The organism is Bacillus sp. NP247 (assembly GCF_018966865.1).
Taxonomy (GTDB): domain Bacteria; phylum Bacillota; class Bacilli; order Bacillales; family Bacillaceae_G; genus Bacillus_A.
Genome location: NZ_CP076653.1, coordinates 5,138,188 through 5,152,674, shown reverse-complemented (window position 1 = coordinate 5,152,674; position 14,487 = coordinate 5,138,188). Strand labels below are relative to the sequence as shown.

The 14,487-nt window shown below is 31.6% G+C and carries 11 protein-coding genes and 2 pseudogenes; 1 reads left to right on the top strand and 12 read right to left on the bottom strand.

All coding sequences use genetic code 11. From position 1 onward, the window contains the following. Window positions 1–201: 201 nt before the first annotated feature. The 8 genes and pseudogenes from KPL75_RS26655 to KPL75_RS26620 form a co-directional block, all read right to left on the bottom strand. Window positions 202–624 carry an STAS/SEC14 domain-containing protein gene (locus KPL75_RS26655; protein WP_258237059.1) on the bottom strand — a complete coding sequence of 141 codons (423 nt, stop codon included), beginning with the start codon at window positions 622–624 and terminating at the stop codon, window positions 202–204. Between the two features lie 100 nt (window positions 625–724). Continuing rightward, window positions 725–1,534, bottom strand: coding sequence for a MerR family transcriptional regulator (locus tag KPL75_RS26650; RefSeq protein ID WP_219918622.1), 810 nt, complete (start codon window positions 1,532–1,534; stop codon window positions 725–727). 130 nt (window positions 1,535–1,664) lie between these two features. Further along, a pseudogene (locus tag KPL75_RS26645) lies at window positions 1,665–3,123 on the bottom strand (serine hydrolase domain-containing protein). Continuing rightward, the gene (locus KPL75_RS26640) at window positions 3,123–3,635 is read right to left on the bottom strand and encodes a DUF1129 domain-containing protein (protein ID WP_219918617.1); all 513 of its coding nucleotides are present in this window, start codon (window positions 3,633–3,635) and stop codon (window positions 3,123–3,125) included. Before KPL75_RS26640 ends, KPL75_RS26645 begins: the two are co-directional and overlap by 1 nt. After that, window positions 3,632–3,973: a PadR family transcriptional regulator gene (locus tag KPL75_RS26635; protein ID WP_016095396.1), complete on the bottom strand. Its 342-nt coding sequence runs from the start codon at window positions 3,971–3,973 to the stop codon at window positions 3,632–3,634. The genes KPL75_RS26640 and KPL75_RS26635 overlap by 4 nt, the downstream gene beginning before the upstream one ends. 430 nt (window positions 3,974–4,403) lie before the next feature. Beyond that, window positions 4,404–5,036 (bottom strand): type 1 glutamine amidotransferase family protein, encoded by a 633-nt coding sequence (locus KPL75_RS26630; RefSeq protein ID WP_219918614.1) that lies wholly within the window; start codon window positions 5,034–5,036, stop codon window positions 4,404–4,406. A gap of 74 nt (window positions 5,037–5,110) precedes the next feature. Then, window positions 5,111–6,073, bottom strand: coding sequence for a helix-turn-helix transcriptional regulator (locus tag KPL75_RS26625; protein WP_219918605.1), 963 nt, complete (start codon window positions 6,071–6,073; stop codon window positions 5,111–5,113). A 63-nt stretch (window positions 6,074–6,136) separates the two neighbouring features. Beyond that, entirely contained in the window at window positions 6,137–6,712 is a 576-nt protein-coding gene (locus tag KPL75_RS26620) for a recombinase family protein (protein ID WP_219918602.1), read from the bottom strand. A 128-nt stretch (window positions 6,713–6,840) separates the two neighbouring features. On the opposite strand from KPL75_RS26620, the pseudogene KPL75_RS26615 reads away from it, so the two are divergent. Beyond that, window positions 6,841–6,984 (top strand): annotated as a pseudogene (locus KPL75_RS26615) (DUF4158 domain-containing protein); the annotation flags it as partial. A gap of 135 nt (window positions 6,985–7,119) precedes the next feature. Here the strand turns inward: KPL75_RS26615 and KPL75_RS26610 are convergent. From KPL75_RS26610 to KPL75_RS26595, 4 genes are all read right to left on the bottom strand, one after another. Beyond that, entirely contained in the window at window positions 7,120–10,290 is a 3,171-nt protein-coding gene (locus KPL75_RS26610) for an ATP-binding cassette domain-containing protein (RefSeq protein WP_219918599.1), read from the bottom strand. 82 nt (window positions 10,291–10,372) lie between these two features. Then, complete coding sequence (locus tag KPL75_RS26605) at window positions 10,373–10,855, bottom strand: SRPBCC family protein (protein ID WP_219918597.1); 483 nt, start codon at window positions 10,853–10,855, stop codon at window positions 10,373–10,375. A gap of 412 nt (window positions 10,856–11,267) precedes the next feature. After that, the gene (locus KPL75_RS26600; RefSeq protein WP_219918595.1) at window positions 11,268–11,831 is read right to left on the bottom strand and encodes a class I SAM-dependent methyltransferase; all 564 of its coding nucleotides are present in this window, start codon (window positions 11,829–11,831) and stop codon (window positions 11,268–11,270) included. Window positions 11,832–12,227: 396 nt separating this feature from the next. Continuing rightward, complete coding sequence (locus KPL75_RS26595) at window positions 12,228–14,462, bottom strand: SpaA isopeptide-forming pilin-related protein (protein WP_219918593.1); 2,235 nt, start codon at window positions 14,460–14,462, stop codon at window positions 12,228–12,230. Between the last annotated feature and the right edge of the window lie 25 nt (window positions 14,463–14,487).

Below are 14,487 nucleotides of genomic sequence, written 5' to 3'. Positions count from 1 at the left end.
AAATTTAATGCCTCCTTAGATTAACTAGTATTGAGGAGGCTGGTATTATTAATTTAGAAACTGATCTAATAATGTAGGATCTTCAATCTGCGAAGAAAAACAATAGTGTTGGAAGCTTGTAAGCAAGTGAATTTTATGACAACGGCAACATTACGGGCATAAAAAACCAGTTGATTGAGAGCAACTGGTTCAATAAAGGTTTTATATTGGATATTCATTCAACCAAATTAATGCTTGTTCATAATCATCAAAGAATTTCACAGATTCTTTTGTATTGGATTGTTGTAAATAATTCATTATCTCCCCTTCTTCAAGGAGAAACGCAATTGCCTTACTGTGATTCAAAATGGTTTCATTGAAGAACTTATCTTTCCATACTTTTTGAACAGAAAAATAATTTGGTGTGTATCCTTTTCTATCCACCAACAATTTGAATTTTCGACCCTCAGAAATAAATTGCTGACAAACCTGCTCGAAGCCATTAAACCATTCATAAACATCATCTGTTTTAATCTTGCCAATTAGATGGGTAACAATTAAATCTCCTGAAACTGTTGTGCTGATATTCTGTTTACTCAAATTGGAATCATCTCCCTTAGTTACAATTATGCGTAAAAATCTCATGAAATCAATAAGGATAAAATTCTTACGCAATAAAGCAACATTATTTACGAAAAGAGCCTAAAGAAAAAAGGCATATCAATAATGCCATTTTTCTTTATCATTATTTAATTGGATAACAAACTTCAGTAACCCACTTATTAGGATTCGATTCCATCGCGGGGCTAACATGATAAATATTAAACATCGATCCCGTTAATTCATAACCTGCCGCCTCAATCCATTTTGCCACTGCTTCATTTACGTCTGTCATTTGTTCATAACTTCCGTTTACTATTATAGATGCTACCTTGATTGGCTCAATCTTTTCAAAATGAACATCTTTTGTATTTTCGTACTTCCCTAAAATATTTAGCTGTATTTCTACATCTACATCATTTCCCTTGTATTCTTGATCATGGAAGACAGCAATACTATAACTTGGATTAGCTATACTAATATTCTTAACATTAATTTCTTGCATTAAAATACTCCATAAATCTCCTTCGTAATTATAAGATGGAATAACCTTTCTAACGCTTGCTACTTTTCTTTCTGGAATTTCTTTTAACGAAACATGATAGTTCATCTCAACAAAATCCTCTCTCATCGTTTTCAGTAAGTCTTCGAGGAAACGTAATTGTTTTTGGAGATTGTGCATGTCTTCCTTTATTTGAGCACTACGATTTACAAATCGCGATTTTATTACTTCAATATTTTCACTCTCTACTATTTCTTTAATAGCAGCAATATTAAATCCCATATCTTTTAACGTTTGGATTCGATTTACTTTCTTTAATTGTGCAGCGGAATAATAGCGATAGCTATTTTGTTCATCTACTTTTTCTGGCTGCAATAATTCCACTTTATCGCAATATCTCAACATACGTATGCTAATGGAAGAAAGTTTTGAAAAATCCCCTATTTTGAACATTAGTTCCTCCTATTTATTACAATTATTCGAAGCTCAACTTAAGCTTAAACAATGACATTGTGCGAGAGTCAACTATTTATAACGTTTTAAGTGATCATTTAACATGTTATATTTATATAATTAAAAACTCTTATGATTCATTTACCAATTTACTTTTCAATGCAATACATATTGATATTAATCCATTTACGGTCAATAACATCACTATAATACTAGTGAGTAAAGCTACATCTGCTGCAAATAATTTAGTCGTATGCCACGGTGAATTTGTGTAATAAATAAGAATTGGGATCAAAATAATAGATAATAGTAGAAATATACTCCCAACGAACAGCCTAGTTATTTTTTTACAAGTTTTCTTACGTTTATACTTTTTCACTAACATAATTGATGTAATAATGAGTGAGAGTGTGACTATCGACATAACAATTTGTGTGAATGGTATGTTTTTAGGGATATCACCAGGTTTTTCCCCGTTCAAAATACTAATAATCCCCTTTTTCAATACCGTTAGTGCTGTTTCTTCTAATACATGATTTTTATTCGTTAAAATCACACCAGCCCAGCCGCTTTTATTTAAAGTAAACATTTCTGCACGAGCATCGGGCGTTGATCCTGAATGCCAAACCATCGTTTCGCCTTCATTTATATTTGTTGTTCTTAATCCAAACCCATAACTTTTTTCTGAATTTATTTTATAAAGCGGTGATAGATAAAGATCCATGCTTTCTTTCTTTAAAAATTGAGTGTGCTCTTGGTGATTCAAAAACATTATAAATTGAATCATATCTTCCAAATTCGCGGTAATGTAACCATACGGTGCTCCAGCATTATCATAAGACACTACACTTTTTCTTGGTATACCAAACCACGACTGATAACCTGTTAAATAGCCTTTTTCATATGCACTATCTTTATTTGCCGCTGCGCCATTCATTTTTAAGGGCTGAAAAACATGCTTTTCTATATATGAAGAATATGTTTCATTTGTGACGGCCTCAATAAGGGCACCAAGTATCATATAATTTGCATTACTATTGGTACTCTTCCCCTGGTGGGGCATTTAATTTTACTTTTGAAAGTTTCATTACATTTTCTTTTAATGCTTTAGAACTCTTTAATTGTTTATCTGATAATGCTAAGCCTTCATATGTATTTATTCCACTTGTATGAGTTAGTAGATGTTGGATTGTTATATTTGAAGTTGATTGTGTATTTTTTAGTTTAAACGAAGGAAGATGTTGTTGAACTGAATCCTCTAATTTTATTTTTTCATCTTCTATTAACTTGACTATAGCTAAACCTGTTAAAGATTTACTTATTGAACCGATTGCAAACGGCGTTTTACTTGTTACCTTTTTTTCAGACTCTCCAGTAATTCCCCACGATTTTGCGAAGAATACATCTTTATGATGTACAATTGCAACAGAAGCTCCTGGTATGTTCTGCTCCTTTATAAATTTTTCAATGTACTTATCTAAAGTAACTTTAATATTTTGCTCAGCATAAACCTTTGGATGTACGATACATAATATTAATACATTACAAAGAATACAAATTTGAAATAGTTTATAGATAGTTTTCTTCATTATACTTTAGATAGCTTTCTTTTTTTATAACTTACTAGGCTAATAAATACTAATATAGAGAGCGTAAAACTAAACATTATTAATACATAGTTCCACCATTGATTCTCTGCTATACGATATAAAAGATTATAATTAAATGTATTTTTGCTATTAGATCCGTTAAATGATTCAGTTAAAAATAGTGAAAGTGTAGTTTGTGAGATGAGGTAAGTAATAACTGCGATGAATATGCCACCTAAGATAAATGTGCTCGAATTTCCCTTTTCATTTTGAAGTTGTCTCATTTTAGCTTGTAGGTCAATTTCATTTATTTCTAAAAAATTTTGAACAAATAATTGAGGCGTACCTAGATCATTTATACTATCCTCCCCATTTTCACGACATTCTTGAATATGCTCTAATATTTGTTGCTTAATATTTTCCCTTTCTTCTAAGCTGATATCGTATTGCTCTAATTCCTTAAGTACGTCAGTTAAAAATTGCTTTTCTTTACTGTTTAATTCATTCCTCATTTCAGAAGGTCTCCTTTCAAACCGCTTTTTAATAATATTTGAATATCAGATTGCAATTCTAACCATTCATTAATTTTCTTCTCAAGACGTATTTTCCCGTTTTCATTAATTTCATAATAGATTCTAACTTTACCACTGTCTGTTACTTCTTGATAAGTATTAACCCACTCTTGATTTTTTAACTTAGTTAAAATAGGGTAAATACTTCCTACTCCTTTCAATTTTAAATTGTGTACTTCAAGTTCTTTCATAATTTCATAACCATAACTTTTCTTTTTCGACAAAATAGATAACACACACATTTCTAAATGACCTTTAATTAAACTTGTTTTGTCCATAGGATAAATTTAACAATTATACAATCACTAAAAAAGCAGCATATATTATCCAAATAACCTAAATTATTATCCCCCCAAAAACATTTTTATACGTCAATAATTACATAATAAATAATTATAATTAACGATTTTAAACTAACTCTCACAGACAAACGTCTTAGAAAGACTAAAAAAACTTAAACATAAATGCAAACCTGTAATACCTTTCAGTTTAAAATTTAATAATTTAAGAATAATTTATATTAATATTACAAATAGATTTTTCTTGCTATATGGGGTAGCGTCAGGAAAATGCGGATTTACAACGTTAAGGAAATTCCAAATTAAAAAGCTCAACTTCTCTGCAAAACAAAATAGAGAAAGGGAGCTTTTCAGTTACTTCATTATTTTTATTTGAACTAATATAAAACTGCTAAGTTTATTTTTTAGCTCAGCTATTTATTGAATTCATTAACTGGAAGAAGTATTCAGGTTTATGAGTCTTATTTAGGTTATACCATGAATGTAATGTGTCGGGTGCAAATACATCTAATTTTTTCAGTACTTCCATCGCAAATTCCAAAGGAGCTATTCCTGATGCAGTAACTAAATTCGCATCAGATACCGCAGATCTCAACTCATAGAACTTTTCTCCTTTATAGTTAGGACATACCATTTTAGTGTATTCTAAATTATTACTTGTATGCTTTCTAGTATCTAAGTATCCCATATTCGCAAGGCCCTCAGTTGCACCACAAATTGCAGCAACAATAGTGCCAAGCTTTAAAGCTTGGCCAATTCTTTCCAAGATAGGTTGATGAATTTCTTCACTCCAAGTAGTCCCTCCTGGTAAAATCAAAAGATCTTTACTCTCAAAAGTATATTCATCAAGGGAAATATCTGGTTTTATGCTCAGTCCTCCCATAGTAGTAATCATTTCTTTATTAGCTCCTACTGTAATTACTTTTAAAGGTACTAAATCTTTTTTGAAATATCTTCCTGAGTTTAGTTCAGCAATTAAATATCCATATTCCCAGTCCGACATTGTATTAAATACATATAGAAAAACTTTTTTTGTTTGCATCCAATAACACTCCAATCACAATTGATATAGCTATTATAATATAACTTCCCTGACAGTTAACGTCAGGGAAGTTATCATACTTGATGAAATTTTATTAATTCCGACAGAACTTCAATAATTCTTTTCTTAAGACTTATTGGCTCAATAACTTTAATAGATTTATTGTACGGTAAAAGTAAATAAGGTACATATGTATGTATCATATCTTTTTCAAGAAGAAAAACTGCTTGATTTGAAGTCCGTTCTTGTAAATAATGTCCTAAAAACCAATGTTGGCAAATATCAGCCATTACACTTTTATCCCCATTAATAACCAAAGAAATAATCCCTTCCTTATCTTCTATAGTTGGAAGAAGATTTTTCATAAAAAAGTCACGTGCTGAAAAGTTTTCTGGCCGGTTAAACTTATTATCGGTTAGCATTAGACTTTCAATTCGATCTACTCTAAAACTACGGATATCATTCCTAAGATGACAAAATCCAATCACATACCACTTATTATTCCAATAGATAATTCTGTACGGATCGACCAATCTATAATTTAATTGCTTTTCGCCACTTTTATAGTAAAGAATTTTTACTGAGTACCCGTCAGCTACGGCCTGCTCCAACTCCTTCAAAAAAGGTTCCATAGAGAGTGAACTTAATCGACTTATTACTTCTAGACTAGTTAAATGTTGGTTTATCTTTGCTTCCTGCTCTTGATTTGAGTATTTACTTAGTTTTGAAATGGCCCTATTTAGTGCTTCACCTCCATAATATCCGGCTTCTTCCGCAAAAACAGCAGCGTGAAATAGTGAAGTTTGCTCCTCAAAATCAAAAAAAAGAGGAGCCTCAATAAAATTGTTCAATAAAGTGTATCCACCGTTATGTCCTGGTTCTGAAATTATAGGTACGCCACTTGTTGAAATTGTATCAATATAACGATACACAGTCCTTATATTCATCTCTAACTTTTCTGAAATTTGTTTTGCAGTAACTTTTTTACCTGAGCGAAGCATCCATAGAATTGCTAACATATTGTCAATTTTAGGCATATAATTCCACCTCTATATGGAATTTATTTTCTATTATATATTTCTGATTTTTGGTATAACTCATCAACTGTTCCTTTCCGATAGCTTTCTATATAATGAGGCCCTAGACACATTTGTAATTTCACAAATTTGATTTACAGTCCTATCTCCCTCTTTATAAAGCTTTACTGCATAATTCATTCCTGCATGATTTTTATGGTACTTCTTTAACCGACCTTTAAACTTTCCTTCTTTCTTAGCCAGTTCAATCCCTTCACGCTGCCGCATACGGATAAGATCACGTTCTAATTGGTTTACACCCGCCATAACCGTAATTAAGAATTGGCTGTAGGGATTATCTTCTGATAAATCTAGCCATGTATCTTTTAAGGATTTTAAATTTGCCTTTTTACTCCGTATGTTATCGATTAATTCAAATAAATCTTGTGTACTACGAGTAATCCGAGTTAAGTCCGTAACATAAATGATGTCACCTTCTTGTATATCCTCTAACATTTTTTGAAGTTGCTCACAATCTTTTGTTGCTCCGGAAACTTTTTCTTTAAAAATAATATCCATTCCGATTTCGTTCAGTTGCTGAAATTGCCTTGAAGGATTCTGACTAGTTGAACTGACACGTATATAACCGATTTTTCGCAAAATATCACCTCGTTTTTGAGACAAGTCTTATGAGACGCTCTTAACTATGATTTTATCAGTCTTCTACACTCTATTGATACATAATCGAACTAATTAACTGAATAATTACATAAATGAGATGATACTGTATGAAAATGGTGAGAGGTAGCGAATTACTTACACCGGAACAGCGACAAGCCTTTATACAAATTTCTGAAGATGAGTGGGCGCTAGGAACCTACTACACTTTTTCCAAACGAGATTTAGAAATTATAAATAAGCGAAAGAGGAAAAATTAGACGCTTTTGAGGTTTTAGGTACCCCTATATTATGTTAAAGAAACTCTTCTTCACATAAAAACTCATTTGCAGATTATTGCAAATGAGTTTTTAATCCCTAACTGACCACTACTTTTTATTCTTCTTAATTTAATTATTTTTCTCCAGACATTCATAAACTGCCATCATTTCTCGCTTATTCAACTCACGAATTCTATTAAATATTAGAATGTCTGCAACATCCTCAGTTCGTAAGCTTTCATCCACAACATCACTAACTTTTCCAGTTAACCATGTTTGTACATCTATGCCATCAATAATTTCTTTAAGCCCTTCATCATTAATACCACTTGCATTACAAGTTACACACGGAATTGTTAATTTAAATACACCATCATGCAGATTATCTTCGGTTATAACTTTCTTTCCATTACAGAATGGACATGGGTTACTTTTTTTAATTTTATTAATTTGGGTAACTAATTTTTTGAAACCAAATGCTTCATACACATATGTTAGTTTTTTATATTTTCCATTTGTGAAATACTTATCTATGATAGTTTCTCTTGTTTCATTGATATTTTGGAAATCACAAATAGTCACCTTATTATTATTGTTGATTGACTCGATATTACCTTTAACTTCGCCCCAGAATGGTAAGACATTTTGTAAAACCATTTCATAGTTTGAAAAGCTTGCTTGCTCTAGTTCAAACATTTTCAGTGCAACTTGTGTTTCTCTAGGTAGTAACGAAACGTCTTCTATTAGAATCATCTCGTCACCTAAAATGGATTTTAATTTAACGAGTGCAGGTAAATCACCTACTATTTTTAATACTTCTTCAAGCGGCTGATTGATAATTTCACGAATATCTTTATCTCCAAACTTAAGCGATTTATGGTGGTTTAATACCGTCCCCTCACAAATTGGACATGTCATCATTTCTTTAGAAGTCTTAATAGCTTCCTTAATAGCTGCTTTGGAAATGACAATATACCCACCAATAATCGTATTAAACCCTACCCATGTTCTACGTGTCTTTCCTTTTTTATCATAAAAGGACTTATCAAAATAGCCGTACCAAAATGTATGTTTTTCTTCCTGAGACATATCATTATAGCTCTTCGTCAAATCGTGACCTAGCTCATCTTTAATTTCTTCAAATAGAAATTCTATTTTTTCATATTGATAAAATTTTAATACTTTCATGATTTCAGGATCGAATAGACCATCCCAAAATGGAATGTTTTTATCTTGAATTACAATTTCCTTATCAAAGATTTCTATCTTAAGACGTCCTGAACATGATGGGCAATGATTATCCTGAGAATAGAAATCGAAACTTCTCGTATCTTTATTAGTCGGATGAGCAGCTACAATATGATTGATCAATCCACCAATTTCATATAAGAAACTATATTGACTATACAAATGTCTTTCGAGATCAATAGCAACAACAGGTGCAATTGTATCAGATTCGTATTCACCGTAAATTAAACGAGCCATTGATGATAAGCTTTTTAATATGCCACCCTTATAGATGTTTTCTGCATTTTTAAAATAATCAATATGATTCTCTTCTAAGTAATTAATTCCATTTTGTTGATTCAGTGTTGAAGAAATATGTATTTGCTCAGTATTATTCACACTGCTTTTTTGATGATAATAATCCTCATGACTTACTACATCAAGATGCTCTATAGATTCAAGCTGTCTTTTTCCAAAATCGACGATATAATCAGAGCTTTCTAACATGTAACTATTATGTTCAATCATAATGATAGAGACTGATTCATCTTGCAATATCCCTCTAACACTATCTATAAATTGATTTAAAATATTTTGTGATAAACCTTTTGAAGGCTCATCAAAAATAAATAATGTATGTGGGTTTCTTGTTTTTGCAAATAACTCAGAAACTAAATGAACACATTGAAACTCACCCGTTGATAATGTTTGTGTTTTTCGCTCTAATGTCAAATAGCCAAGTCCAAGTTTGATTAATAGGCTCAAGCGTTTATAAGCAATATCTTCATTAGGAAGTTCATCGATGATATCCTCAATCGAGCGTTCAAAAATATCATCTATATCTTCACCATATTTAGTAAGTTTCTTTTTAATATCAAGAAAAGTCGCAACGGTTGACCGACTTGTAATCGATTGGTTTCGATCTTGCCCTACCATAACTAGTTTATCTTTTGGATATCGTTTCAAGAAATCTGTAGCTAAACACTCATTGACAAGTGTAGATTTCCCGCATCCAGACTCTCCTGTAACAGTTACAAGTCTATTTTTAGGAATCTGAAACTCAGTCATTTGGATATTTCGGCAATATAATTCATGGAATGTATAATATTCTGTTGGTATTTCGTAATTTCGTTCCGATAGTATTGGCTTTGGCCTTGGTGATTCTTTTACGATTTTCCCACCATATTTTCCACTACCAGGTCCGAAGAACATTTGCTCATCCGTTGTATCCAGTACTGTATCTGAATGATCAATGAGCCAAACTTGATTTTTGCACCCTAATTTTTTGATCTCTTCTAATATTTGTAATAATGTTTCGTGATCAAGCCCCACGGAAATCTCATCAATAATAATTACAGCATTTTCACTTACCGCCATGAATTCAGCCAAATAAAGTCGTGTTAACTCTCCACCTGACAACGTACCCATAATTCGATTTAATGTTAAATAACCAATGTTCATATTAATTATATTTTGTAGTATATGTTGTTTTGCTTCGCTAATATTTAATTCTTCTGCTAATGAAAGAATAGATTCAACACTTAAATCGTTAATATCCGAAATTGTGTGTGGTGTAGCAAATAACTCAATAGTATGTTGTTCAACTTCTTCACTAAAACGTTTTCCTTTACATTTTTTACACTCAATATTTTTAGTAGTACCACGCCCTTTACAAGCAGCACACCAACCTAACTGATTATTAAATGAAAAAACCTCAGGAGATAGATTAAATTCTTCAGCAAGTTTTTCACGAATCTCTTTAAAAACACCTGTGTGAGTACCAATTGTCGAGCGCGGATTGGAAGAAATCGATGATTTCCCTAAAAAAAGTACTAAAGGCATTTCTTCCATTTTAATTGCACTAAAATTAGTTTCCATAATATTAGGAAATAAATATTGATATTCAGCCTTTGGCAATAAGGAAACTAGACGCTTCTTTGATTCTTCACCAATTGTTTGACAAAGAGTTGTTTTTCCAGATCCAGATAAACCAGCAATACCAAGTGATTTATTAAACGGAATGATAGCATCTAATTTATTTATGTTATTTGCAATTAATTGATTTACTTTCATATTAACCTCTATTCTTATTTCCTTAAAAAATCATTTTTATAATATAATAATTACACAATGAATGTTACCTATTACGCAATTATCATTTCAGTTCATGAATCTTAATCTTAACCTTGTATTTTTCAAACCATTGTTGCCACTCGTCTTTTGGAAATTCTTTCTCTTTTCCTTCTAACACGGTAGAAAAAAGTTCTAAACAAATATGCCAACCAGCAATATCTTTCGGTGTATGATCTGTTAATTCATGAATGAATTCTTTAAGAAGTAATAGGGATTCATTTCCTGCTTTATATATTTCAAATCGGACACGATCTTTATCCCATTTGAATTCAAGTACTGCATTTAGTTGACACTCTAAAATATCAATATTTAAAAATGAACCATCCATCATATCGAACTTTATCATTCCACCTGTTTTAAGGTTTTCAATCTGCAAATTAGACATCCATTTTTTAAGCTTACTGTTTTCAGTTAACACAGACCAAACTTCCTCTATCGTATAAGGAAATTGGCGTTCAAATTTTACAATATACCCATTAGATTGTTTCTCTATCTCAGCTAACATATTTATTCCCCTCACCCTCGTATAGAATGTATGTTCCTGTTTTATTTTACACGAATTTATGTATAAAAGAAATCTCTATGGCAATGAAATATTAATTTAATGTGTGCATGATACTTTGAAAATTGATTGATTATATATTCTCTCCATATTTTTAATACAATAGGCGCATCTCAAACGTTTTCACGAAAAGATTCGCTAAACAAAATTCAACACGAGAAAATGTGGAATTATTTACTCTATATAATATTTTCATAAGATTTTTGAGAAGAATTTAGTTTAAAGTAAATAGTGTTAAGAATCACTTATCATATGTGGCCTCTCCCTTTTTGATTAGAGGATTACAAAACAAATAAAAAAGCCGCATTTGCGACTCATGAACTTATGTAACTAACACTTGCAATTATTGAATCGCTTATCGCTTAATCACGTCAACAATTAACGACGGAAAGCCAAGTTTATCGCCTCGATTTCTAGAATCATACCTTTTCGAACGAAAAATAACACCGTCATTCGCATCCCATTCGTTGTAATAAAATTGACCATTTTCATCACAATACTCAAGTAGAACTACCTCAAATCCAGCCGTTTCAAACATTTTCGTTAATGTTTTGTAATTATAAACTATTTTATGACTTGCAGCAGGATGATCTTTCGGCCCAGGTCCGCCTATTTGAACTATATTTTGGTATGTTTCATCTGGAAAAAACGCATCAGGGACGCCGCATCGAATATGACCTGATGGTTTTAAAAATTCATAACAAATTTCAGCTGCTTTTACACCTTCTTCAAACGTAAGATGTTCCCATACGTGCTCAGCTAAAATAGCTGAAATGGAATTGTATTCAAATCTTTCTTCCCAAGTGGTATTGTCTAGTAAATTAAGTTCATCTTCTTGCGTTTGAATCCAACCTGGATTATTATTAAACGCTCCAGCTCCAACTACTACTTTAATTTCATCTTGTTTTATTACCATCATTTTCACCCCGTAAACATTTCAATTCATTAATATATTCTATGTTTACTATAACCTTTCCTGCTTCAACAAATTAAGAAACATATATCCCTCCTCTAATATGAGAAGAAAGTTTAAAGTAGTTTCTGAATGAACTAAGAAGCAAATTGGATTTATTAAATAAGACCATTCAGTCGAATGTAACTTTTCTATTATTCCGTTATATGGTACTTTATCGAAAAAATGAATTGTTAAACGTCATAAAAATATAATGATTATTATCACAAAAAACTAATTAAGAGGAAATTCAGTAGCATGAGCCCGGTACAATACCGAACTCATGCCATTAAAATTGTCTAATGCAAAATCTGTCTACCTTTATGAAAACAGTTCATTATATACTACTGTTTTCATAACTATTTACACACGATTTTTCTTACAGAAATATAACGCACCAAAAATCACCAAAATACCAACCACATAAAAAATTGTTGTACCGCTGCCACCAGTATTAGGAATCACCCAATTATTCTTCGTATTTTTTACTGTTATTTTTTGTATCCTTACTGCCTCTGTAATTTCTACCTCTATTGGATCTCTAAGTAACATATATCCGCTTGGTGCTTTTATTTCTTTAATCGTATATTTTCCTAGTACTAATTGCCTGGAAATCACCTTTCCTTTTTCATCTGTTGTTAATCTAGCAACTTCTTTCCCTACTTTATCTAAGACTTGAAATACAGCACCTTTTAGTTTTAAGTTGATATCCTTGTCATCCACTTTCTCAATTTCAATTTTCCCTATTGGATCTGGCAATTTCTTATTTCCTATTTTCATTTCTATTACTTTATCTTTTTCTACTTTTACAGCTACCTTATCTTTCAATAATTCGTAACCTTTAGGCGCTTCTACTTCTACTAGGGTATAGTTTCCTATTGGTAAATCTTTAGATATCGCTCCTCCTTTTTCATCTGTTATTAACTCTCCAACTACTTTTCCGTTTGAATCTTCTATATGAAACTTTGCTCCTGCTAGCTTTTTATTTTCATCATTTGTGTCTACTTTCTCAAGCTTTATTTTCCCTATTGGATCTGGCAATTTTTTATTTCCTATTTTCATTTCTATTACTTTATCTTTTTCTATTTTTACAGCTACTTTATCTTTCAATAATTCGTAACCTTTAGGCGCTTCTACTTCCACTAGGCTATAGTTTTCTATTGGTAAATCTTTAGATATCGCTTCTCCTTTTTCATCTGTTATTAGCTCTCCAACTACTTTTCCATTTGAATCTTCTATATGAAACTTTGCTCCTGCTAGCTTTTTATTTTTATCGTTTGTATCTACTTTCTCAAGCTTTATTTTCCCTATTGGATCTGGCAATTTTTTATTTCCTATTTTCATTTCTATTACTTTATCTTTTTCTATTTTTACAGCCACTTTATCTTTCAATAATTCGTAACCTTTAGGCGCTTCTACTTCCACTAGGCTATAGTTTTCTATTGGTAAATCTTTAGATATCGCTTCCCCTTTTTCATCTGTTATTAGCTCTCCAACTATTTTTCCGTTTGAATCTTCTATATGAAACTTTGCTCCCACTAATTTTTTATCATCATTATTACTATCTACTTTTTTTATTTTTATTTTCCCAGTACTAGGCTTGTTCCAATGTTTCCAGTTAAATTTGAAATTGTGAAATTCGAATCCACCAGTTTGTTGCACTGCACCGACAAATGCTTGTCCATTAATTGAACCGCCTTTTGTTTCTAATACAGCATTTGGAGCAAATACACTTCCAACAACACCATACCCCTCTGCTGTGATTTTTTTCGCATTAGGAAATACCCAAATCACTTTCCCATATAGCTCAGTAAACGGTGAATCAGGAGAATAGGGTTGTGATGTAGGAATTATATCCGTAGCCCTTCCTATATTATTTGTGTCATATAGAATAGACCCATTTTTAAATGTAACCTCTCTTGCATCCGAATGCATAACAATAAAATCTTTGTCCTTAGCATTGGGTAAAAATACATCTCTTATTTCTAAATTTATTTTCCCTGTCAATTCTGATGAAACATAAATATTAGGATTATTTATCTCTTTTCCGATGCCAAAACTCATATTTGGAATTGGGGTATTCGTTTTATATTGACCTGCATCTTGATTGACTTGGTTTACTATGTTACGGAACTCATTGAATTTGGCATCAATTTCTTGTTTTTCTTTATAAACAATACGATCATAAGAAGATTGTATTGTACGATCTGGATCACTCTCTTTTGTCATAACGACTATTCCGTTTTGAATGATAAAAGATTCCTCTCTTGATTTTTTAAATTTTCCAGACAATAACAAGGACGGATATGCCTCATCACTCCATTTTTCACCAACTATATTAGATGTACCTGCCGCTGCACCTACAATCGTATAACCTGATGCATCCATATCACCTTGAACTGCGATTGCACCTTCAACGTCTCCACCAACTGCTTTATGGTTACCAAAGATAACTGCATTATAACGCGATATATCACCTAAACCTTCTAAGTCTACCGTGGATCCATAAACTTCTTTTGGTACATATATAACAAAACTTACACATATCATTAACAAAACCATTAAATGAATACTTACCAGCTTTAATCGTAGCCTCAATTTCCTTGTTCCCACCTTTACCGTA

What these genes read in the sequence shown, in the direction of transcription:
- KPL75_RS26655 (WP_258237059.1), bottom strand. Translation starts at nt 624, where the DNA reads ATGAGATTTTTACGCATAATTGTAACTAAGGGAGATGATTCCAATTTG.
- KPL75_RS26650 (WP_219918622.1), bottom strand. Translation starts at nt 1,534, where the DNA reads ATGTTCAAAATAGGGGATTTTTCAAAACTTTCTTCCATTAGCATACGT.
- KPL75_RS26640 (WP_219918617.1), bottom strand. Translation starts at nt 3,635, where the DNA reads ATGAGGAATGAATTAAACAGTAAAGAAAAGCAATTTTTAACTGACGTA.
- KPL75_RS26635 (WP_016095396.1), bottom strand. Translation starts at nt 3,973, where the DNA reads ATGGACAAAACAAGTTTAATTAAAGGTCATTTAGAAATGTGTGTGTTA.
- KPL75_RS26630 (WP_219918614.1), bottom strand. Translation starts at nt 5,036, where the DNA reads ATGCAAACAAAAAAAGTTTTTCTATATGTATTTAATACAATGTCGGAC.
- KPL75_RS26625 (WP_219918605.1), bottom strand. Translation starts at nt 6,073, where the DNA reads ATGCCTAAAATTGACAATATGTTAGCAATTCTATGGATGCTTCGCTCA.
- KPL75_RS26610 (WP_219918599.1), bottom strand. Translation starts at nt 10,290, where the DNA reads ATGAAAGTAAATCAATTAATTGCAAATAACATAAATAAATTAGATGCT.
- KPL75_RS26605 (WP_219918597.1), bottom strand. Translation starts at nt 10,855, where the DNA reads ATGTTAGCTGAGATAGAGAAACAATCTAATGGGTATATTGTAAAATTT.
- KPL75_RS26600 (WP_219918595.1), bottom strand. Translation starts at nt 11,831, where the DNA reads ATGATGGTAATAAAACAAGATGAAATTAAAGTAGTAGTTGGAGCTGGA.